This is a genomic window from Tsukamurella sp. USMM236 (genome assembly GCF_037148755.1).
Taxonomy (GTDB): Bacteria; Actinomycetota; Actinomycetes; order Mycobacteriales; family Mycobacteriaceae; genus Tsukamurella.
Genome location: NZ_JBBCSS010000002.1, coordinates 319209 through 344738 on the forward strand (window position 1 = coordinate 319209; position 25530 = coordinate 344738).

Annotated in this window: 27 protein-coding genes; 12 read left to right on the top strand and 15 right to left on the bottom strand. The window is 72.3% G+C overall.

Features of this window, described 5'->3' with window-relative positions:
* Nucleotides 1–24: 24 nt before the first annotated feature.
* Nucleotides 25–489, bottom strand: a complete 465-nt coding sequence (locus tag WFK95_RS07410; RefSeq protein WP_336670325.1) for a flavodoxin domain-containing protein — start codon at nt 487–489, stop codon at nt 25–27.
* Between the two features lie 175 nt (nt 490–664).
* On the opposite strand from WFK95_RS07410, the gene WFK95_RS07415 reads away from it, so the two are divergent.
* Both WFK95_RS07415 and WFK95_RS07420 read left to right on the top strand, forming a co-directional pair.
* A complete protein-coding gene (locus tag WFK95_RS07415) occupies nt 665–2032 on the top strand; it encodes an amidase (protein ID WP_336670326.1) in 1368 nt (455 codons plus the stop codon).
* A gap of 15 nt (nt 2033–2047) precedes the next feature.
* The gene (locus tag WFK95_RS07420) at nt 2048–2698 is read left to right on the top strand and encodes a helix-turn-helix transcriptional regulator (RefSeq protein ID WP_336670327.1); all 651 of its coding nucleotides are present in this window, start codon (nt 2048–2050) and stop codon (nt 2696–2698) included.
* A gap of 7 nt (nt 2699–2705) precedes the next feature.
* Here WFK95_RS07420 and WFK95_RS07425 read toward each other — a convergent pair whose 3' ends face one another.
* The 5 genes from WFK95_RS07425 to WFK95_RS07445 form a co-directional block, all read right to left on the bottom strand.
* Entirely contained in the window at nt 2706–3164 is a 459-nt protein-coding gene (locus tag WFK95_RS07425) for a VOC family protein (protein WP_336670328.1), read from the bottom strand.
* A gap of 65 nt (nt 3165–3229) precedes the next feature.
* Nucleotides 3230–3568 (bottom strand): helix-turn-helix transcriptional regulator, encoded by a 339-nt coding sequence (locus WFK95_RS07430; RefSeq protein ID WP_336670714.1) that lies wholly within the window; start codon nt 3566–3568, stop codon nt 3230–3232.
* A gap of 74 nt (nt 3569–3642) precedes the next feature.
* The gene (gene meaB / locus WFK95_RS07435; RefSeq protein ID WP_224645198.1) at nt 3643–4623 is read right to left on the bottom strand and encodes a methylmalonyl Co-A mutase-associated GTPase MeaB; all 981 of its coding nucleotides are present in this window, start codon (nt 4621–4623) and stop codon (nt 3643–3645) included.
* Nucleotides 4623–6854, bottom strand: coding sequence for a methylmalonyl-CoA mutase (gene scpA / locus WFK95_RS07440; RefSeq protein ID WP_336670329.1), 2232 nt, complete (start codon nt 6852–6854; stop codon nt 4623–4625). Before scpA ends, meaB begins: the two co-directional genes overlap by 1 nt.
* Before the next feature lies 1 nt (nt 6855).
* Nucleotides 6856–8649, bottom strand: coding sequence for a methylmalonyl-CoA mutase family protein (locus tag WFK95_RS07445; protein ID WP_336670330.1), 1794 nt, complete (start codon nt 8647–8649; stop codon nt 6856–6858).
* A 124-nt stretch (nt 8650–8773) separates the two neighbouring features.
* On the opposite strand from WFK95_RS07445, the gene WFK95_RS07450 reads away from it, so the two are divergent.
* The gene (locus WFK95_RS07450) at nt 8774–9463 is read left to right on the top strand and encodes a TVP38/TMEM64 family protein (RefSeq protein WP_336670331.1); all 690 of its coding nucleotides are present in this window, start codon (nt 8774–8776) and stop codon (nt 9461–9463) included.
* Between the two features lie 198 nt (nt 9464–9661).
* Here WFK95_RS07450 and WFK95_RS07455 read toward each other — a convergent pair whose 3' ends face one another.
* Nucleotides 9662–10360, bottom strand: a complete 699-nt coding sequence (locus WFK95_RS07455) for a phosphonatase-like hydrolase (protein WP_336670332.1) — start codon at nt 10358–10360, stop codon at nt 9662–9664.
* Nucleotides 10357–11130, bottom strand: coding sequence for a GntR family transcriptional regulator (locus WFK95_RS07460; RefSeq protein WP_224645147.1), 774 nt, complete (start codon nt 11128–11130; stop codon nt 10357–10359). Before WFK95_RS07460 ends, WFK95_RS07455 begins: the two co-directional genes overlap by 4 nt.
* A 155-nt stretch (nt 11131–11285) precedes the next feature.
* On the opposite strand from WFK95_RS07460, the gene WFK95_RS07465 reads away from it, so the two are divergent.
* The 5 genes from WFK95_RS07465 (at nt 11286) to WFK95_RS07485 (ending at nt 16217) form a co-directional block, all read left to right on the top strand.
* Complete coding sequence (locus tag WFK95_RS07465; protein WP_336670333.1) at nt 11286–12392, top strand: TIGR03364 family FAD-dependent oxidoreductase; 1107 nt, start codon at nt 11286–11288, stop codon at nt 12390–12392.
* Between the two features lie 66 nt (nt 12393–12458).
* Entirely contained in the window at nt 12459–13490 is a 1032-nt protein-coding gene (locus tag WFK95_RS07470; protein WP_336670334.1) for a 2-aminoethylphosphonate ABC transporter substrate-binding protein, read from the top strand.
* Nucleotides 13487–14569 carry an ABC transporter ATP-binding protein gene (locus WFK95_RS07475; protein WP_336670335.1) on the top strand — a complete coding sequence of 361 codons (1083 nt, stop codon included), beginning with the start codon at nt 13487–13489 and terminating at the stop codon, nt 14567–14569. The genes WFK95_RS07470 and WFK95_RS07475 overlap by 4 nt, the downstream gene beginning before the upstream one ends.
* Entirely contained in the window at nt 14566–15426 is an 861-nt protein-coding gene (locus WFK95_RS07480) for a 2-aminoethylphosphonate ABC transporter permease subunit (RefSeq protein ID WP_224645144.1), read from the top strand. Before WFK95_RS07475 ends, WFK95_RS07480 begins: the two co-directional genes overlap by 4 nt.
* Nucleotides 15426–16217 carry an ABC transporter permease gene (locus tag WFK95_RS07485; protein WP_224645143.1) on the top strand — a complete coding sequence of 264 codons (792 nt, stop codon included), beginning with the start codon at nt 15426–15428 and terminating at the stop codon, nt 16215–16217. The genes WFK95_RS07480 and WFK95_RS07485 overlap by 1 nt, the downstream gene beginning before the upstream one ends.
* Here WFK95_RS07485 and WFK95_RS07490 read toward each other — a convergent pair.
* Complete coding sequence (locus WFK95_RS07490; protein WP_224645142.1) at nt 16165–17094, bottom strand: LysR family transcriptional regulator; 930 nt, start codon at nt 17092–17094, stop codon at nt 16165–16167. The two genes, WFK95_RS07485 and WFK95_RS07490, sit on opposite strands and share 53 nt — an antisense overlap.
* A 70-nt stretch (nt 17095–17164) precedes the next feature.
* Here WFK95_RS07490 and WFK95_RS07495 point away from each other — a divergent pair, with 70 nt between their 5' ends.
* The 3 genes from WFK95_RS07495 (at nt 17165) to WFK95_RS07505 (ending at nt 19604) form a co-directional block, all read left to right on the top strand.
* Complete coding sequence (locus WFK95_RS07495) at nt 17165–18325, top strand: TDT family transporter (RefSeq protein WP_224645141.1); 1161 nt, start codon at nt 17165–17167, stop codon at nt 18323–18325.
* A 77-nt stretch (nt 18326–18402) separates the two neighbouring features.
* Nucleotides 18403–19002 (top strand): hypothetical protein, encoded by a 600-nt coding sequence (locus WFK95_RS07500; protein WP_224645140.1) that lies wholly within the window; start codon nt 18403–18405, stop codon nt 19000–19002.
* On the top strand, nt 18999–19604 hold the full coding sequence (locus tag WFK95_RS07505; RefSeq protein WP_224645139.1) for a hypothetical protein: 606 nt from the start codon (nt 18999–19001) through the stop codon (nt 19602–19604). Before WFK95_RS07500 ends, WFK95_RS07505 begins: the two co-directional genes overlap by 4 nt.
* A 29-nt stretch (nt 19605–19633) precedes the next feature.
* On the opposite strand, the gene WFK95_RS07510 is transcribed toward WFK95_RS07505, so the two are convergent.
* Both WFK95_RS07510 and WFK95_RS07515 read right to left on the bottom strand, forming a co-directional pair.
* Complete coding sequence (locus tag WFK95_RS07510; RefSeq protein ID WP_224645138.1) at nt 19634–20899, bottom strand: SPFH domain-containing protein; 1266 nt, start codon at nt 20897–20899, stop codon at nt 19634–19636.
* A 25-nt stretch (nt 20900–20924) separates the two neighbouring features.
* Nucleotides 20925–21356, bottom strand: a complete 432-nt coding sequence (locus WFK95_RS07515) for an NfeD family protein (RefSeq protein WP_224645137.1) — start codon at nt 21354–21356, stop codon at nt 20925–20927.
* 69 nt (nt 21357–21425) lie between these two features.
* Here WFK95_RS07515 and WFK95_RS07520 point away from each other — a divergent pair, with 69 nt between their 5' ends.
* Nucleotides 21426–22304, top strand: a complete 879-nt coding sequence (locus WFK95_RS07520) for an alpha/beta fold hydrolase (protein WP_224645136.1) — start codon at nt 21426–21428, stop codon at nt 22302–22304.
* A 1-nt stretch (nt 22305) separates the two neighbouring features.
* Here WFK95_RS07520 and WFK95_RS07525 read toward each other — a convergent pair whose 3' ends face one another.
* The 4 genes from WFK95_RS07525 to WFK95_RS07540 form a co-directional block, all read right to left on the bottom strand.
* Nucleotides 22306–23070 carry a DUF4873 domain-containing protein gene (locus WFK95_RS07525; protein WP_336670336.1) on the bottom strand — a complete coding sequence of 255 codons (765 nt, stop codon included), beginning with the start codon at nt 23068–23070 and terminating at the stop codon, nt 22306–22308.
* Nucleotides 23067–23972: an AurF N-oxygenase family protein gene (locus WFK95_RS07530; RefSeq protein ID WP_224645134.1), complete on the bottom strand. Its 906-nt coding sequence runs from the start codon at nt 23970–23972 to the stop codon at nt 23067–23069. The genes WFK95_RS07525 and WFK95_RS07530 overlap by 4 nt, the downstream gene beginning before the upstream one ends.
* A gap of 68 nt (nt 23973–24040) precedes the next feature.
* Nucleotides 24041–24664 carry a TetR/AcrR family transcriptional regulator gene (locus tag WFK95_RS07535; RefSeq protein WP_224645133.1) on the bottom strand — a complete coding sequence of 208 codons (624 nt, stop codon included), beginning with the start codon at nt 24662–24664 and terminating at the stop codon, nt 24041–24043.
* Between the two features lie 36 nt (nt 24665–24700).
* A complete protein-coding gene (locus tag WFK95_RS07540) occupies nt 24701–25522 on the bottom strand; it encodes a DUF3097 domain-containing protein (RefSeq protein WP_336670337.1) in 822 nt (273 codons plus the stop codon).
* Between the last annotated feature and the right edge of the window lie 8 nt (nt 25523–25530).

Below are 25530 nucleotides of genomic sequence, written 5' to 3' on the forward strand. Positions count from 1 at the left end.
ACTCAGCAGGCGAACGCCGTCCGCTTATCCCCGGATCGCCAGTCCGCGGGCGAAGTCCTCTGCGTCCGCGAGGTCCGCCGCGCTGGGACTCCCCTTGTTCACGCCGCCGACCAGGCCGAACGGCCCCATGGTGTCGAGCCCGCGGCAATGGAATACGTCGGGCGCGAGCCGGAAGCCGGCGTCGGTGAGGAGGTCCGCGAGCGTGCGGGTGTACCGGCGCAGCGGCGTCTCCGGCAGGCCGCTGGTGGCGTAGACGAAAGCCGTTCCGCGCGGCTTCGCCGGGAGGCTGCGAACGAGACGGAGTAGCGCGGGGTCGAAGGCCATCCAGTACACGCCCGAGCCGAAGCCGACCAGGTCGGCCGCGTCGATCTGCTCCGCCGTCACCTCCCCCGGCGCGAGAACCGGGGCGTTCAGGACCCCGCCGATCCGATCGGCCACCTTCCGGGTGTTGCCGTGGTGCTTGGACGCGCAGATCACCAGTGCCGACATGGCCCCATCGTGACACGGAAGCGGCCTCGCCGCTCCCGGCGCGGCCGTTGGAGCCTGGCTGATCGGGGCGCACGATAACGGGCCCGCGCGGGGTCCGCCATCGGGTGTTCAGCCGATACCGCCGGCCCCCGGGCATGCCTAGCGTTCGGGCCTAACCACACAGAAGGAGCCCACCATGACCACTTCCGATGCCATCGACCTCGCGTGGACCAGCGCCACCGATCTCGCCGCTCTCGTCGCCGACGGCCGCATCGACGTGAGCGCGATCGCCGAGGCCGCGATCGACCGAGTCGAACGGATCAACCCGGCGATCAACGCGATCGTCCACTTCGACGCCGAGCAGATCCGGGCCGACGCAGCGGAGCTCGACCGGCGCCGCGCTGCGGGCGAGGATCTCGGGCCGCTCGGCGGCGTGCCGTACACGATCAAGGACCTCACGGCGCAGAAGGGACTGCCGCTCACCTTCGGGATGCTGCCGATGAAGGATCAGGTGGCCGAGGCGGACGCGCCGATCGTGGAGCGGCTCGCCCGGGCTGGTGGGCTCTTCTTGGGGCGCACCAATACTCCGGAATCCGGCTACTACGGCGGCACCGACAACCACCTGTTCGGACCCACTCAGAACCCCTGGCGCGCGGGTTACACGCCCGGCGGCTCGTCGGGCGGCGCCGCAGCGGCGGTGGCGGCCGGTCTCGGACCGCTCGCCGAGGGAAGCGACGGTGGCGGCTCGGTCCGGGTTCCCGCAGCGCTCTGCGGCGTCGTGGGCTTCAAGCCGACCAGGGGCCTCGTGCCGCAGACGATCATGCTCGACGTCGTGTCCGGGGCCGACAGTCGCGACCCGATGACCTTCCCCCGCACCGGACCGTCCTTCGTGTCCGCGGTCCGGGAGGCTACCGCGGAGGGCCTCCGCATCGCCTACTCTCCCGACCTGGGCTTCGGCCACGTCGACCCCGAGGTGGCACGGATCTGCGCGGCCGCCGTCGAGCGACTCGCGGAGGCCGGCGCCACGGTGACCGAGGCGACGCCCGCGTGGGGCGATCCCGAGGAGGCGATGTGGAACGGCGTCTGGCTACCCGCCTTCTCGTCCGAGCACGACCTCCTCGATTGGGAGGCCGCGCGCGGCACCGTCGACGACGAGCTGATCGAGATGATTGTCGCCGCCGAGCGCCTGACCGCCGTCGAGATCGGGCGCGCCGATGTCTTCCAGGGCGCGATGTGGGACGCGTACGAACGGTTCATGCGCGACTACGACGTGCTCATCTCTCCGACGCTGTCGACGGCGGCCTTCCCGAACGGCCGGTTCGCCCCGGAGCGGCTCGACGGCGAGCCGCTCCGGCGACAGCTCCTCGGCTGGCTGCTGACCTACCCCTACAACATGCTCACCTCGCCGGCGCTGTCCATACCCGCGGGGTTCACCGACGACGGGCTGCCGGTGGGGCTGCAGATTGCGGGCGGACACCACGCCGACGCGACCGTACTCGCCGCCGGGGCGGTGCTCGAGCAGGTGAACCCGTGGGCCGATACGACCCCGGCACTGGCCGATTGACGCGACAATGACGGAATGACGACGTCCCCGACGGCGGTCGGCGCGGAGTGGCTCATCGAGCTCACGCGTGCGGCACTGCCCACCGCCGCGGGGGCGTTCTGTGTCCGACCGTCCGCACGCGCGCCGATGCGCCCGCTCATCGCCTGGGGCTACCGCGAGCCGGTCCGGCGCTTCCTGTCGAGCGCGATCGTCTCGGATCCGGCCTTCACCGCAGTCGTCGCGGATCCCGATCGGCCGCTGTTCTGGGAGGACCTCCCCGGCTTCCGGAACGGGCCCACCGTCCGGTCACTGCTCGCGCCCGCAGGTTTCCGCGAGGGCACGTCGATGGCACTGACGAACGGCGGCGAGCTGATCGGCGCGATGCACCTCAGCTTCGACAGCCCGGACGTGCCGACGCACGCCCGGCGGTTCCTCGCCTGCATGCGTCCGCGGCTCCTCGAGCTCGCGCGAGGCACACGGGAACCATCGGGCGCGGCTCTGACGCGGCGGGAACTCGACGTGCTCCGACTCCTGGCGGACGGCGCGACCAACCGCCGCATCGCGGGAACGCTGGGGATCGCGGCGTCCACGGTCGGCTCACACGTCGAACACATCTACGCGAAGCTGGGTGTCTCCAGCCGAGCCGCTGCTGTGGCCGCCGCGGCCCGCGATCACCTGCTGCGCTGACGATTCCTCAGTTGCCGGACCAGCGGTCCCTGTCGGCCTGCGTGACCTCGACGGGGCCCTGCTTGCGCTGGGTGATCCGGATGTGGTTGCCGAACGGGTCCCGCAGTGCGCAGTCGATGCCGTAGGGCTGCTCCTGCGGTTCCTCGGTGAACTCGACGCCCTGCGCGCTCAGCCTCTCGAAGACGCCGCGGCAGTCGTCGGTGTTCAGGATGCACGCCACACCGAGCGCGCCCTTGGTCAACAGATCCCGCTGCGCGGCGGTGGTCTCCGGGCTCCCGCCGCCCACGCCGGGGACCTCCAGCACCAGTTCGCGCTGGGGGTCGGACGGCAGGGCGATGGTGAGCCAGCGCATGAATCCCATGTCGACGTCGTCGTGGACTTCGAAGCCCAGTTTGCCGACGTAGAAGTCGAGGGCCTCGTCCTGGTCGAGGACGAAGACGGATGTGATGGCGATCGAGGTGAACATGCGACTGAGCCTACGAAGCCTTCGCGGGCTCCGCTTATCCGAAACTGCTCAGTGCGCAAAGCGCCCTATTGAGCGGGACGGGTCCACGCCCGCACGACGCAGCCCGGGGCGCGCACCGGCGCCACGGCACGCCGGTACTCCGACGGCGAGCGCCCGATGATCGCGCGGAAGGTGCGGCTGAACGTCCCGGACGAGCCGAAGCCGACCTCGTAGGCGATCTCGGTGATCGCGCGGTCGGTGTCGCGCAGCCGTGCCATGGCCCGCTCTATCCGGCGGCGCTGCAGGTAACGGTGCGGCGTCTCGCCGAAGGCGGCGGCGAACTCGCGGGAGAAGTGGGCGGGTGACATGAGGGCGATCCGCGCCACCGCCGGGACGTCGAGCGGCTCCGCGTAGCGCCGGTCCATCGCGTCCCGCGCCCGCAGGAGTCGACGGTTCGCGTCCTCCTGCGGCGTGAGCTCGGGCACGGCGTCCGTACCGGTCAGTGGCCGTCGAAGGCGTCGAGGATGCGCTGCGCGGCGAGGGCCGGCGTCAGCGAGCCGTCCTGCACGGAGGCCTCGACCTCGGACCGGACGGACCGCACACCGTCGGAATGCTCGACCCGGCCGAGGATCGCGTCCCGGACCATCGTCCAGGTCCAGTCCACCTGCTGCTGCCGGCGGCGGCGATCGAACTCCCCCGCCTCCTGCAGCGTGCTGCGGTGCCGCAGGACGGCGTCCCAGAACTCGGGGATGCCGGTGCCCTCGACGGCGCTCTGCGTGAGCACGGGCGGGCGCCACAGGGAGCCGCGCGGATGGATCAGGCGCAGCGCGCTCGACAGCTCGCGGGCGGCGACGCGCGCCTCGACCACATGATCCCCGTCGGCCTTGTTGACGGCCACCACGTCGGCGAGCTCGAGCACGCCCTTCTTGATGCCCTGCAGCTGGTCGCCGGTGCGGGCCAGGGTGAGGAAGGTGAAGGTGTCGACCATGTTCGCGACGGTGACCTCGGACTGCCCGACGCCGACGGTCTCGACCAGGATCACGTCGAAGCCGGCGGCCTCCATGAGCACCATGGTCTCCCGCGTGGCCTTCGCGACGCCGCCGAGCGTGCCCGAGGTGGGCGAGGGCCGGATGTACGCGCGCGGGTTCACGGCGAGCGTGCCCATGCGGGTCTTGTCGCCCAGGATGGAACCGCCGCTGCGGGTGGACGACGGGTCCACCGCGAGCACGGCGACCTTGTGCCCCAACGAGATCAGGTGGTTGCCCAGCGCCTCGATGGTGGTCGACTTCCCCACCCCGGGCACGCCGGTGATCCCCACCCGGGTGGCGATCGGCGCGTCCGGCCCCGGCGTCACCTCGAGCAGCAGTTCCTGCGCGAGGGCCTGGTGGTCGGGGCGCCGGGACTCGACGAGGGTGATGGCGCGCGCCAGCACGGCGCGCTTGTCGGCCCGGACCCCGTCCGCGAGTTCGGCGACGGTGATCACGCCAGCTGGTACCCCAGCTTGTTCCCCAGCTCGTGCAGCAGGTTCACCGCGGCGTCCGCGATGACGGTGCCGGGCGGGTAGATCGCCGAGGCGCCGGCCGCGTACAGCTCGTCGAAGTCGCCCGGCGGGATGACGCCGCCCACCACGATGGTGATGTCGGGGCGGCCGACCTCCGCGAGCGCGTCGCGCAGCGCGGGCACCAGCGTGAGGTGGCCCGCGGCGAGCGAGGAGACGCCGACGACGTGCACGTCGTTATCGGCGGCCTGCTGCGCGACCTCCTCGGGCGTGGAGAACAGCGGGCCCACGTCGACGTCGAAGCCGAGGTCGGCGAAGGCGGTGGCGATCACCTTCTGGCCGCGGTCGTGGCCGTCCTGGCCCATCTTGGCGATGAGCACGCGGGGCCGACGGCCGTCGGCCTCCTCGAACTTCTCGACCAGCTCGGTGGCCGTCTGGATGTTGCCGGCCGCGCCGGCCTCGTCGCGGTACACGCCACTGAGCGTACGGATCTCGGCCTGGTGGCGGCCGTAGACCTGCTCGAGCGCGTCGGAGATCTCGCCGACGGTCGCGCCGGCCCGCGCCGCGTCGATCGCGAGGGCGAGGAGGTTGTTCTCCAGCCCGCCCTCGGACGAGCCCGCCGCGCGCGTCAGGTTCGCCAGTGCCGCCTTGACCGCCTCGGGGTCCCGCTCGGCGCGCAGCCGGTCCAGCTTCGCCAGCTGTTCGGTGCGGACCTTCGAGTTGTCGACCTTGAGCAGCTCGATCGCGGTGTCCTCGGCGACCTGGTACTTGTTGACGCCGATCACCGGCTGGCGGCCCGAGTCGATGCGGGCCTGGGTGCGGGCCGCGGCCTCCTCGATGCGCAGCTTCGGGATGCCCTCGCCGATGGCCTTCGCCATGCCGCCCGCCTCCTGCACCTCGCGGATGTGGGCGCGGGCGCGCTCGGCCAGCTCGTGGGTGAGGGTCTCGACGTAGTACGAGCCGCCCCACGGGTCGATGGGCCGGGTGGTGCCCGACTCCTGCTGCAGCACCAGCTGCGTGTTGCGGGCGATGCGGGCGGAGAAGTCCGTCGGCAGCGCGATCGCCTCGTCGAGGGCATTGGTGTGCAGCGACTGGGTGTGGCCCTGCGTCGCAGCCATCGCCTCCACGCACGTGCGCGCGACGTTGTTGAAGACGTCCTGCGCGGTCAGCGACCAGCCGGAGGTCTGCGAGTGGGTGCGCAGCGACAGCGACTTGGCGTTCTTCGCGTCGAACTCGGCGACCAGTTCGCTCCACAGCAGGCGCGCGGCCCGGAGCTTCGCGACCTCCATGAAGAAGTTCATGCCGATGCCCCAGAAGAAGGACAGGCGCGGCGCGAACTTGTCCACGTCGAGGCCCGCGTCGATGCCGGCCTTGATGTACTCGACACCGTCGGCCAGCGTGTACGCGAGCTCCAGATCGGCTGTGGCCCCGGCCTCTTGGATGTGGTAGCCGGAGATCGAGATGGAGTTGAACTTGGGCATCTTCTGCGAGGTGTACGCGAAGATGTCCGAGATGATCCGCATCGACGGCACGGGCGGATAGATGTAGGTGTTGCGCACCATGAACTCTTTGAGGATGTCGTTCTGGATGGTGCCCGCGAGCTTCTCCGGGCCGACGCCCTGCTCCTCGGCCGCCACCACGTAGAGCGCGAGGATCGGCAGCACCGCGCCGTTCATCGTCATCGAGACGGAGACGCCGCCCAGGTCGATGCCGTCGAACAGCTGCCGCATGTCGAGGATCGAGTCGATCGCCACGCCGGCCATGCCCACGTCACCGGTGACGCGCGGGTGGTCGGAGTCGTAGCCGCGGTGCGTCGCCAGGTCGAAGGCGACCGACAGGCCCTTCTGGCCCGCCGCGAGGTTGCGCCGGTAGAAGGCGTTCGACTCGGCCGCGGTGGAGAAGCCGGCGTACTGCCGGATCGTCCACGGCTGGTTGACGTACATCGTCGGGTACGGCCCGCGGATGAAGGGCACCGCGCCCGGGTAGGAGTCCACGGGGTAGCCGGCCTCGGCGACGGCGTCGCGGTCGGCGCGGGTGTAGACGGGCTTGACGTCTATGCCCTCCGGGGTGGTCCAGGTCAGCTGGTCCGGGGTGTAGGCGTAGGCAGCGGCGGAGGCCTCGACGAAGGCGTCCACGTCGGCGCCCGACGGTGCCGTGCCGGGCAGCTCCTCGAACGGGACGTCGGCGAAGCTGCCGATGGTGGTGTCGGTCATCTCAGGCCCCCAGCCGGGTCAGCAGATCGTCGAGCGCGGCGGCCGCGTCGATCTTCGCGTGCAGGTAGATGTCGATCAGGCCGTCGTCGACGGTGCCCGGCGCGCCCGCGAGCAGCACGAGGGCGCCCTCCTCGCGCAGCGAGCGGGCCAGGGCCTCGCCCTCCTCGGCATAGCCGGGGTCGGATCCGGCCAGGGCGGCGATCTTCACGCCGGGCGTGCCGTCGAGCGTGGCGGCGCCGGCGGCCTGCTCGGCCGCGTCCAGGACGGTCTCGATGCCGCCGGAGGCGAGCAGGTTCGTCAGGAAGGTGGATCGCCCGTTGTACTGGGCGACGGTGCCGATGGTCACCATCCGGATCCGGGGGCGGACGCCGTGCTCACGCAGGAAGGCGTCGGACCGGGCCCGCAGGGACTCGAACGGCGCGGCGTACGACCGCACGACGGGGCCGTTGGTCGCGGCCGACGGGGCGATCGGCGGCTCGGCGAGGTTCGGGAACTCGTTGACGCCGGTGAGCTTGCGCGCGCGTCGGGCGACGGCGGCGTCGCGGCGGTCGGCGGACTCGCCGAGCTGTGTCGCGACGGTCTCCTCCGCGGCGCCCCGGGCGAAGCCACCCGCGGCCTCGACGGACTGGAAGACGCCCCACGCCGCGCGGGCGAGGTCGTCGGTGAGGGATTCGACGTGCCACGAGCCGGCGCCCGGGTCGACGACCCGGCCGAGGTTCGACTCCTCGAGGAGCAGCAGCTGCGTGTTGCGGGCGATGCGCCGGGCGAAGGCGGGCGAGTAGCCCTCGATGCCGCCCGGCAGGGCCTCGTCGTAGTCGAGGGTGGTCACGTAGTCGGCGCCGCCGAGGCCGGCGCCGAAGGCGGCGACGGTGGTGCGCAGCAGGTTCACCCACGGGTCTCGCTGCGTGGTCGCGGCGAGCGAGGTGACGGCGTGCACGGGCGCGTTGCCGGCCTCGGGCGCGCCGAGGTGCTGCGCGACGCGGGCCCAGACGGTGCGCCAGGCGCGGATCTTGGCGAGGGTGAGGAACTGGTCGTCGGTGGCGGCCAGGCGGATCGTGAGCTGGTTCAGCGCAGCAGCGGTGGTCAGGCCGGCCGCGGTGAGGGCGCGCACCTGATCGAGGGCGGCGGCGGCCGTCAGGCCCAGCTCCTGGGCGGCGGTCGCGCCGGCGTTGTGCAGGTCGGCACCGTCGGCGACGAGGGCGCGGACGTCCTCGGTGCGGGCGTCGGCGGCGCGGGCCAGCTCGACGGCCTCGTCGAGGGAGACGTCGGCGCGGCCGACCACCTGCGAGGTCAGCGGGGCTGCGCCCAGGCTGACGCGGACCAGGTCGGCGCGATAGGCGTCGGACTCCGCGGCGTTGTCCAGCGCGGCGTACACCTGCGCTGCGGCCTCGGCGGCGCGACCACCGGCGGTGAGCAGGATCGGCGCCATGTCCGGATAGACGCCGTCGAGGAGCGGCGCCGGGTCGGGGCGGGTGAACCAGAGGGCGCTCGCGCCGGACTCCAGGGCGCCGAGCACGTCGGCGGAGTCGGTGGTCGCGTCGAACCGCTCGGCGACCTTCCAACCCAGGCGGACATCCGGGGTGGGGTTGCCGCCGCGAACGAAGGGGAAGGCGCCGGGCAGCGGGGCCTCCGGGAGCTCGTCGAGCTGCGAGTACAGCGGTGCGATCTGCACGCCGTCGTCCTCGGTGAGGGTGGTCAGCGCGGCGATCGGGTCCTCGGGCGGCGTGCCGCCGCGCGACTTCGCGAGCACCGCGCCGACCGAATCACGCCACGCATCGTAGGGGTTGTCCGCCACGAGACCTCCTCACCTGTGTCCCAGCGCACGCCGGGTCGATGAGAACCCACGTTAACCGATACATATATCTACGCCCCAGTAGGGTCACGGCACTCCGCGCGACCACCGCGTATGTTGGCTCGACGTGAGCGACAACGAATCCCGGCTGCGGCCCGGCGACCGCGGCTTGGTGCTGCGAGCGGCGGTCGGCGGCGCCGCTTTCCTGGGTCTCGTGGTTCTCGGCATGCTCCTGCCGCACCCCGGCGCGGCCACCATTCGGGCCTGGGCGGATTCGACGGGCCCGTGGTTCCTCGCCCTCTTCTTCCTCGCGCACGTCGTCATCACGGTCTTCCCGATCCCCCGCACCGTGTTCACGGTCTCCGCGGGTTTCCTGTTCGGGCCGGTCGTCGGCATCGCGGTCTGCATGGCGGCCTCGATCGTCGCGGCTTCGATCGCCTTCCTGGGCGTCCGGGAGATCGACCGACGTCACCCGTCACGCGTGATCGCCCGCGCCCGCGAGCACCGCGCCTACGCGCCGATCGCGGCCCGGCTCCGGGCGCGCGGGTGGCTGGCCGTCGGGTCGCTGCGGCTCATCGCGGCCGCGCCGTTTTCCCTCGTCAACTACGCCTCGGCACTGTCCCCGGTGCCCTTCTGGCCGTACTTCGGCGCGACGGTGGCGGGCCTGGCGCCCGGCACCATCGCGGTCGTGCTGCTGGGCGACGCGCTGACCGGGGAGTCGTCCCCGTGGCTCGTCGTGATCAGCGGCGCGCTCATGGCCACCGGGATTGCGGGACTACTCCTCGACGCTCGCATGCCCGCAAGGCCTGAGGCTTGATATCCGCCGAGGCAAGCCCGCGAACTTGCCTCGAGTGCACACACCGCTCAGGTCGGGTGCGGCACGCCGGACCGCGGTCCCCAACCCGTTTCCGCCTCGTCATTCCGTTGCAACGCAATGACGAGGCGGAACCGGTCGCGGGAGCCGGTCGTGCGCTCGCCGGCGATCATGATGCGGCTCCGCTGATGAGGCCGATCGCTACGCGTTGAGCAGGGCCGGGATGTCGACGACGCCGTCGAGCACGTGGTCGGCGCCCGCGTCGGCGAGCACCTGCGGGTCGGCCTTGCCGGTGAGCACGCCCACGGAGATGGCACCGGCATTGTTCGCCGCCTGCACGTCGACGGCCGTATCGCCCGCGGCGAGCACGCGGCGCACATCGCGGACGCCGGTGCGCTCCATCGCGCGGTGGATCATGTACGGCGCCGGACGGCCGGCGGCGACGTCGGAGGTGGTGACCACGGCGTCGACGACCGCGTCGGCACCGTCGCCGATCTTCCACCCGAGCGCGGCGAGCAGCGGGAGGGCGACGGCATCGTCGAATCCGGTGGTGAGGGCCACCTTGATCCCCCGGCCCCGGAGCTCGGCGAGGGCGGCGGGCACGCCGTCGATCGCGGTGGGCGGGGTCGACGAGTACGCCTCCTGCAGGCGCTCGCGGAAGCGGGCGAAGCCGGAGTCCACACGCTCGGGCGTGGGCTCGACGCCGCCGAGGCGCAACAGGTTCGTGATGGCCTCGACCTTGTCGGTGCCCATCCACACCTGCAGGTCGGCCTGCGCGACGGTGGCCCCGCCGTCCTCGACGGCGCCGCGCAGCGCCTCGTAGACGGCGCCGCCGTCGTCGATCGTGGTGCCGGCCATGTCCAGCGCGACGAGCTCGATGGTGCGGTCGGATTCGGTCATGCGTCTCTCCTGACGGGTACGGATCGCAGCGCGGGCGGGTTCGCGGTGGGCGCTGCGAAGAGTCGGTTCTCGACGATCACGGTGGTCACGCCGGGGACGTAGCGGTCCTCGGAGTATTCGACGACGTCGCCGGCGGCGTCGGTGGTGGTGCGGCGTACCCGCAGCAGCGGGGCCCCCTCGGACAGGCCGAGCTGCGCCGCGTCCTCGGCGGTCGCGGCGACCGCGTCGATCTGGTGGGTGGAGGCGTACAGGTCGGCGCCCGCGTCGAGCAGGAAGCGGTTCACCGAACCGGAGTCCGGGTCGAACTCCATGAGGCGCTTGCCCAGCGCCCAGACGAAGAACATGGTCTCGCACAGCGCCGGAGCGCCGTCGAGCGTCCGCACGCGACGGAGCTCGAGCACCGGCTCACCGGGTTCGATCTGAAGCCGTTCGGCGAGGTCCGGCGTCGCGGGCACGCGGGCCTGCAGAGTGGTGCGCTGTCCGGGTTCGCGGCCCTGTTCGCGGGCCCAGGCGGTGAACGAGCCGAGGGCGCTGGCGCTGTGACTGGGCACGTTGCGGCGGACGATCGGCGAGCGGCCCTGGCCGCCGACGATCAGTCCCTCCGCGCGGAGAGTGGCCAGCGCCTGGCGGACCGGCCCGCGCGAGGTTCCGAACTCCTCACAGAGCAGTGCCTCGCTGGGGGCCTGCTCCCCCTCCGGCCAGCGACCGGAGGAGATGCGCGCACGGAACTCCGCGGCGAGACGTTGATGGAGGGGCTGGGCTGCGACCACGTCATTGAGTATACAAGTGAAAGCGTTGCCCACCTGCACGCGCGATGAACGGCAGATGAACGACCGTCTTACCTGGGTGTACATCGAACCAACTTGTATAGACATCATCCGATCAGGCTTGCCAAGCGAGGCGTCGGGAGGCCACGCTGAGAGCCATGAACACCGCAACGGACGTCCTCGTCGTCGGCGCCGGCGTCGTCGGTCTGGCGCACGCCGTCGAGGCCCTCGATCGGGGCCTCACGGTCACCGTCGTCGAGCGCGACAGCCGCGCCGTGGGCGCCTCGATCCGCAACTTCGGCCACGCCTGCGTCACCGGACAGACGGGCGACCTCGCCGAGCTCGCGCACCTGGCCCGCCAGCGCTGGCTCGACCTGGACGGCCGCGCCGGGCTCGGTGCCCGCGCCACCGGCGGCCTGGCGGTCGCCCGCCACACCACCGAGCTCGCCGTCCTCGAGGAACTCGCCGCCGCCCGGCCCGGTGAGGTCGCACTGCGCACCGCCGACGAGGTCCGCTCCGAACTCCCCGGCGGCGGCGCCGACGACGTCGTGGGCGGCGCCGCACTCCTCGCGGACCTGCGGGTGGACCCGCGCGTCACCGTCGCGCGACTGGCCGCCTGGGTCGATGCGCAGGACGGCGCCGAGGTCCGGTTCGGCACCGCCTACTTCGGCTTCGACGGCACCCGCGCCCACACCAGCCGCGGCCCCATCGCGGCGCAGCGGGTGATCGTCTGCGTCGGGCACGACCTCGACCACCTGTACCCCGACCTTGCGGAGGAGCATCGCGTCCAGCGGTGCGCCCTGCAGATGGCCCGCGCCGCCGACCCCGGCGCGGTCGTCACGCCCGCCGTCCTCACCGCGACCTCGCTGCTGCGCTACCCCGCGTTCGCCGAGACCACCAGCGCCGCAGCGCTCCGCACCCGGATGGAGGCCGACCGGCCCGACCTGCTGGACATCGACGCGAACGTCATGTTCACCCAGCGCCCCGACGGCACCCTGCTCATCGGCGACTCGCACCACACGGAGCGCACCGTCGCCCCCTTCCTGGACGAGGCCGTCACCGAGACCCTCCGCGCCGAGACCGCCCGCGTCCTCGGCGTCGACCGGCTGCGCATCATCGAGCGCTGGCAGGGCGTCTACGCCTCCAGCCCCCTGCACCCCTACCTCGTCGCCGAGCCGGAGGAGCGCCTCAGCGTGCGCATCGTGACCTCCGGCGTCGGTATGACCATCGCCCACGGCCTCGCCCGCCGGCACTTCCCGAACTGACCCGACCGAACACCTCGTCTCACCACCACCTCACCTCCGCTCCACTCGAACGAAGGGCACTTCCCCATGCGCATCACCCGATCCCTCTCCGCGATCACGACCGTCGCCGCGGTCTTCGCGGTCGCCGCGTGCGGCGGCACCGGCGGCGGCACCGGTTCCTCGGACACCGTCACCGTCTACAGCGCCGACGGCCTCGGCGACTGGTACAAGGCCGAATTCGAGGACTTCACCAAGCACACCGGCGTCAAGGTCGCCCTCGTCGAGGCCGGTTCGGGTGAGGTCGTCTCCCGGGCCCAGAAGGAGAAGGCGAACCCGCAGGTCGACATCCTCGTCACCCTGCCGCCGTTCATCCAGCAGGCCCAGCAGCAGGGCTCGTTGACGAAGTCGGACGTCGACACCTCCGCGGTGCCCGCCCAGCTCAAGGCCGCCGACGGCACCTACGTCGCCGTGGTCAACAACTACTTCGCGATGATCCGCAACACGGCCGCGCAGCCGAAGCCCGCCGACTGGGCCGAGTTCACCGGCCCGGCGTTCACGCAGAAGATCCAGTACTCGACGCCGGGCAAGGCGGGCGACGGCACCGCGCTCCTGCTCCTCCTGCAGCACGTGATGGGCAAGGAGGCCGCGCTGAAGTACCTCGCCGACCTCCAGCCGAACAACGTCGGCCCGTCGACGTCCACCGGCAAGCTCGGCCCGAAGACGTCCAAGGGCGAGCTGATCGTCGCGAACTCCGACGTCCAGATGGCGCTCGCCGCCATCGCCGCCGACAAGGTCGCCTACGAGGTCTTCTACCCCACCTTCAACGGCAAGCGCACCACGCTGCCGCTGCCGTACTACATGGGTCTCGCCGACAAGGCGCCCCATGCGGCCAACGGCAAGAAGCTCATGGAGCACCTGCTCTCCAAGGACGTCCAGCAGAACGTTCCCGCCCGCGCCTGGGGCGCGCCGGTCCGCAGCGACGTCACCCCGTCGGGCCCGCAGTGGGACGCCTTCCAGAAGGCGATCGACGGCGTCGAGATCTGGTACCCGAACTGGGACGAGGTACTGGGCGGGCTGGACGCGGACATCAAGAGCTATGAAAAGGCGACGGGTCAGTGACCGCGCCGAAGCACACCGTCGGGGCATCGAAGGGGCTCGACGACGACGCCGTGGATCGGACGGTCCGCCGCACGGTGGCGGTCGGCATGGAGAGCGTCAGAGTCGCCTACGGCGACACGGTCGCCCTGCGGGACTGCAGTTTCGAGGTCGCGCGCGGCGAGACCGTCGCGCTGCTGGGGCCGTCGGGATCGGGAAAGTCCACCGCCCTCAAGGCGATCGCCGGCTTCGAGCAGGTGTCCGCGGGCACCGTGACCATCGACGGCCGCGACGTGACGCGCCTGTCCCCCGCCAAGCGCGGCATCGGCATCGTGGTGCAGAGCTACGCCCTGTTCCCGCACATGACGGTCGCGAAGAACGTCGCCTTCGGCCTGCGTTCGCGCGGCGCCGACCGGTCGGAGATCGGGCCCCGCGTCGCCGAGGTGCTCGGCATGGTGGGGATGGCCGAATACGCGGATCGCCTGCCGCGGCAGCTGTCCGGCGGCCAGCAGCAGCGCGTCGCTATCGCCCGCGCGCTGGCCACTCGGCCGAACGTCGTGCTGCTCGACGAGCCGCTCTCGGCCCTCGACGCCGGGATGCGCAAGGACATGCTCGGCGAGTTGCAGCGCCTGCGCGCCGAGCTGCCCGACGTCGCGATGGTCTACGTGACGCACGACCAGAGCGAGGCCCTCGCGCTGGCGGACCGCGTCGCGATCATGCGCGACGCCCGGCTCGAGGCGATCGGCACCACCGAGGAGCTGTTCCACCGCCCGCCGACGCGCTTCACCGCGACCTTCCTCGGCGGCGCCGACGTCCTGCCGGGCGGCGCGCTGCGCACCTCGCGGCTGCTGCCCGACGGTTCCGTCGACCTCGCCGTGCGCCCGTGGGCGTGGCGGTTCACGCGGACGGCACCGTCGAACGGCCTGCGGGTGACCGTCGAGCAGGAGCAGTGGCGCGGAGCGGTCCGGCACGTGACGGCGCGCGTCGCCGAGACGGGCGAGACGATCGGCGTCGACGTGCCGGTGCTCACCGAGGCGCCGCTCAAGGCCGAGACGCTGTGGGTAGAGGTCGACCCCGCCGACGTGATGGTGGTGCCGCGGTGACGGTCGTACTGGACGCGCCGCCCGCGCCCCCGGCCCCGCCCGCCGGCCCGTCGTTCGCGGTGCCGCGCTGGGTGTGGGTGCTGCCGCCGGTCGCGTTCATCCTCGTCGCGGTCGTGTACCCGCTGGTCGGGATCGTCGCGCGCACGTTCACCGACAAGGCCGAGCGCCCCGCCGGCCTGGCGACCTGGCGCGACACTCTCACCGACGGAGCCGTACTGAGCGCCCTGGGCACGACGGTGAAGGTCGCGGCCCTGTCGACGGCCGGCTGCCTCGTCGCGGGCACCTTCCTCGCGCTGGTGCTGGCCTTCGTGCCCTTCCCGGGCGCGGCGGCGGTCTCGCGCCTGATCGAGGTCGTGGTCTCGTTCCCCAGCTTCCTCATCCCGCTCGCGCTGGGCGTCCTGCTCGGCCCGGTCGGCGTGGCCCAGGCGCTCGGCGTCCCGACGGGCTCGTTCACCACGTCGCTGTGGGGCGTGGTGCTCGCGGAGATCGCCTTCTACACGCCGTTCGTGGTGCGGCCGATGCTCGCCGCCTTCGGCCAGTTCCCGACGGTGCAGATCGACGTCGCGTCGTCGCTGGGCGCGGGACCGCTGCGGATCATCGCCCGCGTGATCCTGCCGGCGGTGCTGCCGGCGCTGGCCGCCGCGGGCTCGCTCACGTTCCTGCTCACGCTCAACGAGTTCGGGATCGTGCTGTTCACCGGCGCCAAGGACGTCATCACCGTGCCGATGCTCATCTACACCCGCTCAATCGTGGGGCAGGACTTCGCCTCGGCGGCCGTGCTCGCGACGGTGCAGCTGCTCATCTCCATCGGCGCGTACGTCGCGTACCGCCTGCTCATGAAGAAGGGACTCCGCTGATGCTGGTGCGTAACCCGGCGGCCCGCGTCGCCGTCTGGGCGGCCTTCGCCGTCGTCCTGCTGGCTTTGGTGATCACGCCGATCGCCGTCACGGTGATCACGGCGTTCAGCGCGAGCTGGACCTCGGTGCTGCCGTCCGCGCTGACCACCGACCACGTCGCCGACGTCTTCACGCCCGAGAACGCCGCCAGCATCGGCGTCTCGGTGCAGACCGCGCTCCTCGCCTCCGCGCTCGCGGTGGTGGCCGGGACGTGGGCGGCGCTGGCGGTGCCGAGCCTGCCCGGGCGGCTCCGCGGCGCGATCGACGCGTTCTTCCACCTGCCCGTCGCCGTGCCCTCGGTGGTCGTCGGCCTGGGCGTGCTCGTGGCCTTCTCGGCGCCGCCGATCGTCCTGGGCGGCACCCCGTCGATCGTGATCCTGGTGCAGGCGATCCTGGTCTTCGCCTTCGCCTACTCGATGGTCTCGGCGGCGGTCTCGCAGCTGGATCCGATGCTGGACAAGGTGGGCGGCTCGCTCGGCGCGTCGCCGCTGCGCCTGCTGCTGACGGTGCGCCTGCCGCTGCTGCTGCCGTCGATCGCCGCCGCGGCGGGCCTGTCGGTGGCGCTGTGCATGGGCGAGCTCGGCGCGACGATCATGGTCTACCCGGCGTCGTGGCGGACCCTGCCCGTCACGGTGTTCACCCAGTCGGACCGCGGCGACCTGTTCGGCGCTGCCGCGAACACGATGTTCCTCGTACTGGTCACCGTGGTGATCCTCGGCGTGCTCTCGGCGTTCCGGCGGCGCGCCCGCTAGCAACCGCCAGCAACGTATCCACCACCTCGCGCGGTGCGGCGTCCTTGCGCCGCACCGCGCGCAGGCGTCGATGCAGGTCGACGCCGTCGGTGGGGATCTCGACGAGCCGGCCGTCGCGCAGCTCCGCATTCACCGCGAGTTCGCTGAGCACGGCGGCCCGGCCGCCCGCGGCGACCATGATCTTCACGGCGGCGTTCGTGCCGAGCGCGATGGATCGCGGGTCCGACTCGAGCCCCACCCTCCGCAGCGCGGCCTCGAGCGCGTCGCGGGTGCCGGCCCCGGGTTCGCGGGTGACCAGCGGCAGTTCCGCGAGCTCCGCCGCGGTCACGGGGCGGTCGTCCCGCCGCCGGGACAGACGGTCCCCCGGCGCGGCGACCAGCACCATCCGGTCGGTGCGGACGGTCCGCGAGGCGAGGTCGTCGGGCACCGTCGGGCCCTCGATGAAGCCCAGGTCCGCGACGTGGCCGCGCACCTCGGCGATCACGGCGGCGGAATTGCCGACGGTGAGGTGCACGGGCTCGTCGGTGTGCTCGCGCAGCCGGGCGAGCCACGCCGGCATGAGGTACTCGGCGATGGTCTGGCTGCAGGCGATCCGCACGGTGTGGTCGAAGCGCAGCGCCTCCGCGCCGGTCTGCAGGGCCGACATCGCGGTCACCACCGACCGCGCCCACTCGGTGACCGCGGCGCCCTCGGGCGTGAGTTCGGCGCCCCGGGTGCGGCGATCCAGCAGGTCGAGCCGAAGCTGGCGCTCGAGGTGGCGCAGGCGGGAGCTGGCGCTCGGCTGGGAGATCGAGCACTCCCGCGCCGCGGCCGAGATCGACCCCAGATCCGCAACCGCCACCAGCAGGCGCAGCGATTCCACCGACGGCATATCCATAGCCTTATTCTATGGGTAGATAGGTGCCCTGTGGGTTCTGGATGCCTCGATCGGGCAACAGAGTGGTCTCATGCACGCGATGACCACCGCCGACCGCGCCGCCGGCCCCGCCCCGTCCGGGCTGTTGCGCGACCTCCGCAGCCCGTGGGAGGCGTTCTCCAACCTCACGCCGAACTGGTTCGCCTCGGTCATGGGCACCGGCATCATCGCCAACGCTGCAGTGGGTCTCCCCGTCCACGCGCCCGGCCTCCGCACCGCGGCCGCCGCGGTGTGGGTGCTGGCGGCGGTCCTGCTCGCCGTGCTGACCTTCGGCACCGTCGCGCACTGGATCCGGTACCCCGCGTTCGCCCGCCGGCACCACCGCGACCCCGTGATCGGCAACTTCTACGGCGCCATGGCGATGGCGTTCCTCACCGTCGGCATCGGGGCGGTGCTCGTCGGCCGCGACTGGATCGGGTTGACGGCCGCGCTCGCGCTGGGCACCACCCTGTGGGTGATCGGCACAGCACTCGGCCTGTTCTTCGCCCTCCTGATCCCCGCGCTGATGGTCCGCGGCGGCCACTACCGCTCGGACGCCGCGTTCGCGGGCTGGCTGATGCCCGTCGTCTCCCCCATGGTCACCGCCGCCGGCGGTGCGGTGCTGCTGCCCTACGCGGCGGAGGGCGCTGTGCGCACCGCGCTGCTGTGGTTCAGCTACGCCTGTTTCGCCTTCACTCTCGCCACCTCGCTGGTGGTGCTCCCCGCAGTGCTCCTCCGCCTGGTTCGCGGCCCCCTCTGGGCGCCGGCGATGATCCCCACCGCGTGGATCGTGCTCGGCCCGCTCGGGCAGTCGATCACCGCGGCGAACGGGCTCGGCTCCACCGCGCACCTCGCCGTGGGCCCCGACCTGGCCGCCGGCCTGCAGCGCTTCGGCACGGACTACGGCTGGAGCGTCACGGTCGCCGTCCTGATGTGGACCGCGGTCGCGCTCGTGCTCACCGCCCGCACCGCGCTGGGGACGGCGGACGGCCTGCCGTACGCCCTGACCTGGTGGTCCTTCACCTTCCCCGTCGGGACCTGCGCCACCGGCTTCAGCGCGATGGCGGCGGCGACCGGCGCCACCGGATACGCCGTGCTCGCGGTCGTCTTCTTCCTCGGCCTGGTGGCGGGGTGGGTCACCGCGGCACGCGGCACCTTCGCCCGCGCCGTCGTCAGCGGCTCGCTGCTCCGCCATCCCGAGCTCGCCGCGTGAGGCGCCCGAGCAGCAGCCGCCTGCCCGGCAAGTCAAAAACCTTGCGCTAGACCTTAGCAAGTCCATACACTTGCGTCATGTTCGTCCTCACCGCCGACCAACGGGGCAGCCGCTCCGACTCCGACCGAGTCGAGGCGGCGCGCGCCCTCTTGGCGCCCCTCGCCTGGCTCCGCGCACCCGACCGGACGGCGGGCGACGAACTGCAGGCCGTCACCGACGACGCCGCAGTAGCCGTCGACGCCGCCCTCGCGCTCCTCGCCGACGGGCACTGGAGCATCGGAATCGGTGCCGGCCCCGTGGAGCAGCCGCTCCCCGCGCAGACCCGGGCGGGCCGCGGACGCGCCTTCGAGGCGGCACGCGAAGCGGTCGAGGCCGCGAAGGGCACGGCCGTGCCGCTGCAGGTCCGGGGCGACGACGGGGCCGCGGCGGCGCGCGCCGAGGCGATCCTGTCGGTGCTCGGCCTTATCGTGGGCCGTAGATCACGGGAGGGACAGGAGGTGACCGCCTTGCTGAACACGGGAATGTCGATCACGGCGGCCGCGGCGGAGCTCGGCGTCTCGCGGCAGGCGGCGTCGCAGCGCGCGGCGGCGGCGGGCTGGTCGGTGGAGCCGGCGGGCCGCGCCCTCGCCGTCGAACTGCTGGCCGCGGCCGATCCCGGCGCAGGGGCGGCTCGATGATCGCCGTCGTGATCGCGCTGCTGCTCGCCGCGACGGTGGCCGGCGTCCTCGCGTCGCGAAGCGGCGCGCGCGGACCGGCGGGAATGGTCTGGGCCGCGGTTCCGGCGGTCCTCGTCGGGGCGGCGGCCGTCGTCGCCCTCGCCGCCCCGGCGGCGACCGGCTTCGGCCTCGCCGCGGTGCGGGTCGCCGCTGTGCTCGCCGCGATGGCGGGCGGCAGCGCGCTGGTCACCGCCGCGTTCACGCTGGCCGGAGCGACCGGCGAGGACGAGCCCGACGGCGACACCGCGCCCACGGAGGGCCCGCCCGCCGACGGTGATCCTTCGGACGACGAGCCCGGGGGTGGCGGCCCCGCGGACGAGCCCGCGCCCGCGTCACCCCTGCGCGGCGGCCTGGCGATCGGCATCCTCGAGCGGGCCGCCATCGCGGTGTGCGTGCTCGCGAACTTCGGCGGCGGCCTCGCGGTCATCGTCGCCGCGAAGGGCCTCGCCCGCTACCCCGAGCTGCGCCACCCCGGCGCGGCGGAGCAGTTCATCATCGGCACCTTCGTCTCGGTGCTGTGGGCCGTCGCGTGCGCCGGCGTGGCGGTCGCCCTGGGGCGCTGACCAGTGCCGGGTGCCGACCCCGCGTGGTGTCAGCTCTCCTGCGGCGGTACCTGTCCCGGCTGCTGCACCTCGGACGGCGCGAGGCTCTGCCAGCGCGTGTGACCCTGGCCCAGCTGACTCGCCGACTGGCCGCTGGGCAACTGTGCGGTGACCTCCGAGAGGGATTCCGCCGACGCCTCCTGCGCCGAGGGCGCGGGCGCGGAGGGCGCGATCGGCGCGTCGGGCACCTCGTCCTTCGTCACGACCACGGGCGCCACGGGCTCCGGCGTGTCGAACCAGCCCTCGGTGTCGATGTCCGGCGCGGTGCCCGGCGCGTCCTCGGAGGGCTCGAACCGGAAGACCCCATCGGATCCGGGCGTGCCGAGGTTGCGCATGAAGCCCTGGAGGGCGGCGTTGAAGTCGCTCGGCACCACCCACACCTTGTTCGCGTCGCCCTGCGCCATCTCCGGCAGGGTCTGCAGGTACTGGTAGGCGAGCAGTTCGGGCGTCGGACGCCCCGACTTGATCGCGGAGAACGTGGTCTCGATGGCCTTCGCCTCGCCCTGGGCCTCCAGGTACGCGGCGGCGCGGCGGCCCTCGGCCCGCAGGATCTCCGCCTGCCGGTCGGCCTCCGCGGCGAGGATCGCGGCCTGCCGCTCGCCCTCCGCCAGCAGGATCCGGCTCGCCTTGTCGCCCTCGGCCGACTTGATCGCGGCCTCCCGGTGGCCCTCGGCGGAGAGGATGGTGGCGCGCTTCTCGCGGTCGGCCTTCATCTGCTTCTCCATCGACTCCTGGATCGACGGGGGCGGGAAGATCGACTTGAGCTCGACGCGGGCGACGCGCAGGCCCCACCGCGACGTGGCCTCGTCGAGCACGCCGCGGAGCTGGCCGTTGATCTTCTCGCGCGAGGTCAGCGTCTCCTCCAGCGTCATGCCGCCGACCACGTTGCGCAGCGTGGTCGTGGTGATCTGCTCGACGCCGACCACGTAGTTGCTGATCTCGTAGACCGCGGCCTCGGGCCGGGTCACCTGGAAGTAGACGACGGTGTCGATGTTCACGGTCAGGTTGTCCTGCGTGATCACCGGCTGGGGCGGGAAGGAGACCACCTGCTCGCGCAAGTCCACCCGCGCGCGGACCTTGTCGACGAACGGGATCAGCAGCGCCAGCTGACCGGACACCGTGCGCGTGTACCGGCCGAGCCGCTCGATCACCGCGGCCTGCGCCTGCGGGACGAGCACCAGCGACTTCACCAGCACGACCACCGCCGCGAGGATCAGTACGAGGAGTACGACCAGTCCGATTCCTATGCCCTCCATGGATCTTCCTCTCCTAGGTCTTCGGTCAGCTGTCGACCACGACGGCGACCGCGCCGTCGATCTCGACGATGGTCACCTCCACGCCCACCGCGATCGGAACACCGTCGTACGGCGTCCGCGCGGACCATTCCTCCCCGCCGATGAGCACCCGGCCCGCCTCGCCCGAGACGGACTGCAGCACAGTCGCCTTCATGCCGGGGAGCGATTCCAGGTACGACGGTGCCTCACCCCGCTTGCTCTCGACGTACCGCCGCAGCGGCGGGCGGGCCAGCAGGAGCAGCAGCACCGACGAGACGGCGAAGACGACGCCCTGCGCCCACAGCGGCAGGTCGAACACGCCCGTCGCGCCGGCGGTGACGAGCGCCCCGCCGCCGAGCATGAGCAGCGTGAATTCGCCGGCCGCCGTCTCCGCCACGGCCAGCAGGATCGCGCCGATGAGCCAGAGCGCCGCTGCCATACCTCGATCCTGCCAGAATCGGACAGCACGGGCGAGAACCCCGTCGGTGCGCGGCGCTAGCCTGGGGCCATGGCACACACTCAGGGGCGGAGTCGGTACCTCACGACGCGGGACGGCAGGCGACTGCACGCGGCGCAGCTCGACGGTCCGGCCGGTGCGCCGGTCGTGGTCTTCGAGGCCGGCGCCGGCGGAACCCGGTCGTCCTGGGGCACAGCGCAACCACCGGTGTCCGTCTTCGCGCCCGCGGTGGCGTACGACCGGTCGGGCCTCGGCCGCAGCGAGCCCGACGCGGCGGACCGCACCTTCGGGCGGATGGCCGACGACCTGAACGACCTCCTCGACGGCCTCGCCGACGGCGACGACACCCGGTTCGTGCTCGTCGGCCACAGCCTGGGCGGCGTGATCGTGCGCCTGGCCGCGTCGCGCCGTCCGGACCGGATCGTCGGGCTCGTCCTGGTCGACCCGTCGGACGAGGCGGCGGAGGACATGTTCCACGGGAACGTCGAACGGCGCGTGGCGCTGACGACGGCGATCGCCCGCGTGCTCGCGCGGACCGGTGCGCTTCGCCTGCTGGGCGGACTCCTGTTCCGCGGAGTGCCGGCGGACGTGCGCGCCGACCTCGCGCGTGAGGCGACCACCCAGCGCGCGATCGACGCGATGGCGCAGGAGCTGAAGACCTTCTACCCGGAGCTGCAGTCGTGGCAGGACGCCGCGCCCGACCTGGGCGATCTGCCTGTCACCGTGATCTCGGGGGCGAAGAGCGCGGGCCTCGGGAAGGCGGTGCGCGCGCGGGTCAACGAGGCGCACGCCGGGCGGGCCGCCGCGTCCGCGACCGGACGGCACGTCGTGGCCGCGAACTCGGGACACAACGTCCCACTGACCGACCCGGAGGTGATCGTCGAGGAGATCCGTCGCCTCGTGTCCGGGCCGGCCGCCGAGCAGGGATGAGTCAGAGCGGGTACGGCGGCGCGCCGACGCCGACCAGGCGGTAGGTGCCCCACACCGTCTTGTCGGTGACCATCGCGGGCGACGCCTCTCCCCCGCCGACGGACACCGTGACGCTGCCGCGGGGCATCTTCTTCAGCGCCGCACCGATTTCCAGGTCGTCGACGGTGCCGTACCAGTGGTAGTTGCCGTCGAGCGGCTCGAGGTGTCCGGCGAGCCGGACGGGCGAGACGGCCTCGAAGTCGCCGGAGCGGAGCACCGCCTCGCCGGCGTAGACGCCCTCGTCGCGCACGTGGTCGTTGGAGAGGTCGATCGCGTCGCGGTCCGGCCGGGACGGCGCGCGCCGCCCCTTGTGGATCCAGCGGGCGGTCACCGGGGGCCGCGACAGCAGGCGCGTGGCCGCCTCGGTGTACATCCACCGCAGCCAGGCATCCAGCGTGTCCAGCTGGAGCTTCGAGCCGTCGATCAGCACCAGGTTGGGCACCCCGTCGACGAGCATGCCCAGGTAGGCGCGCTCGGCGTCCGCGGGCCCGACGGTGCCGGGCGGCACGACGCGCGGGTCCAGCGCGGGAACCTCGATCGCCGCCGTCGTTCCCGCGAGCACCACGAGGTCGTAGTCCGTCACGCCCGCCGGGGTGGTCAGCGTCCACGCGTCACGGTCGGGCCGGAACCGCAGGTCCACCACGTCCGACGGTGCCACGACGGCACCGTCGACCCCGGGGACGCGCGACCCGATGACGACGATCCGCGGATGCTCCACCGACGTCACGCGAGGAACCCCGCCTTCTTCCACGACCACCGCGCGAGCGGGCCCATGAGCCCGACGGAATCGAGGAAGCGGCCGAGGTCGCGGAAGCCGTCCTGCTTGGCCTTGATGTGGTGCGGGTTGGTGATCGCGGCGCGGTAGGCGGCCTTCGGGTCGAGTCCGACGCGGGCGTACATGCGCGGATTGGCGAACAGCATCCGGAAGCCGAAAGCGGCGCCGGCGTGCAGGTTCCCGACGAGCAGCGTCTGCAGCCGGGTGCGGTCGGCCACGCCGCGGCGCGCGCCGTCGCGGGCGTAGCCGATGTGTCGCGCCTCCTCCGTCACGTGGATCTGCATGAGCCGCGCGACGATGGGCTGCAGCTCCGGATCGTCCTTGATCTGCCGCTGCTGGGCGTCGAAGATCTCCTCGCCGACGAGGGCGGCGATCCACACGGCCTGGCCGCGGATGACCGGGGCGAGAACGTACTTCACGACGGCGAGCTGCCAGCCCCGCAGGCGGTAGGGGCGCTCGCCGACGCGGTCGATGACCTTGCCGAACATCACCATGTGGCGGCACTCGTCGCCCATCTCGGTGAGCGAGTAGAAGGCGTCGCGCGAGGTGGGGTCCTTGGACAGGAGGTCGCGCAGCAGCAGGCGGTTGAGGAGGTTCTCGAACCAGATGCCCATAGACAGCAGGTTGACCATCTCCTGACGGGAGAGGGCGATCTGCTGCTCGCGGGTCATGCCGTTCCAGATGTCCGTGCCGTAGAGGGTGCACATGTGCGGCGGCAGGAAGAACTTGTCGGGGTCGATCGGGGCGTCCCAGTCGATGTCGACGACCGGCGCGTAGGAGCGCTTGACGGAGCCGCCGAGGAGCCGGTCGGCAACCGCATCGCGGGTACGTTCGGGCGAAGTCGTATCGGTCATGTGGCGAACGTAACACCACTGCCGGACAGTCCGCAATGAACTGTCTATCCGAGCAGCTCCAGGGCGTGTCAGGGAGCGATCGTCGCGCGCACCGGGAGCACGAAGGCCTGGGCGTACCGTCGGCCCGCCTCGACGTTCGCCGAGCTCGGGCCCCGGTGGTCGGCATCGTCGACGACGCCCTCGACGGCCGGCAGCGGGGTCAGCAGCAGCGAGTGGAGCTGCCGGACGAAGTAGTCGGCGAAGGCGTGCACGTCGGCACCGTCGCGGTACTCGCCGCGCCGGATCTCCCCCAGGAAGAACCGGCGCCCCTGCTGGATCTGCGGCGAATCGCCGGTGATGTACGGCAGCAGCAGGGCCGGGTTCGAGGCCAGCACGTGTTGCAACGCGCGGTGCTCCCGCAGGTAGGCGTAGGCGTAGCCGAAGCCGGACGCCAGCCGCTCGTCGTTGTCGGTGATCTCGTCGGCGAAGTCGTGGATCCGCCGGTAGAACTTGTCCAGCTCGCTCGCGACGAGGGCCTCCACCAGCGCGTCCTTGCCGGTGAAGTGCTGATAGAGCGTCGCCCGCGCCAGGCGGGCGCGCTTGGCCAGGGCGCCCATCGAGATCCGCGTCAGGCCAGCCTCGTCGACCCAGTCGAGAGCCGCGCGCAGGATCTGCTGCCGGGTGTCGGGTTTGGTCGTCGGGGTCGATGCCACCTGCGGATTCTATAACTGCGACCGCAAGCGCCGCGGTCAGGAAGCGGGATCGGTGACGAAGTCCACGAGCCGCTCGACGGCGCCGATGAGCGAGGCGTCGAGGTCGCGGAAGGAGGTGACCGCGCCCTGCACCCGGCGCCAGCCGTCCTGCGGCGAGCCCCAGCCGAGGCGCGCGCAGGTGCCGGTCTTCCAGTCCTCGCCGCGCGGCACGTCGGGCCAGGCCGCGATGCCCACGGACGAGGGCTTCACCGCGGCCCAGATGTCGATGAACGGGTGGCCGGTGACCATGACGTACTTCCCGAGCGACTGCGTCATCCGGGACTCCTTGGAGCCCTCGACGAGGTGGTCGGCGAGCACGCCCACCTTGCGGCCGGGGCCGGGCTGGAACTCGGCGAGCCGGGCGACCAGGTGGTCGAGGCCCTCGAGCTGCTCGACGACGACGCCCTCGACCCGCAGGTCGTGGCCCCAGACGCGCTCGACGAGCGCGGCGTCGTGGATGCCCTCGACCCAGATCCGGCTGGGCAGTGCGACGCGGGCCTTGACGCCCTCGACGCGGGTCGAGCCCGACGCGCTGCGCTGCGGGCCCGACGGTGCCGTCGCCCGCGGCTTCACCAGGGTGACGGGCTTCCCGTCGATGAGGAACGCGGCCCGGCGCATCGCGAAGACGCGGACGGCGCCGCGGCCGTCCTCGAGCTTGACGAAGTCGCCGTCGTAGCTCTTGTCGAAGCCGACGACGGCCCCGCAGAAGCCGGTCGCCGCGTCCTCGACCACGAGGTCGCGGTCGGCGGGAACCTCGGGGACCACCCGCGCCTTCTTGCTCGCGTGCCCCGCGTAGATGTCGCCATAGCCGTGTCCCACGGCGGATG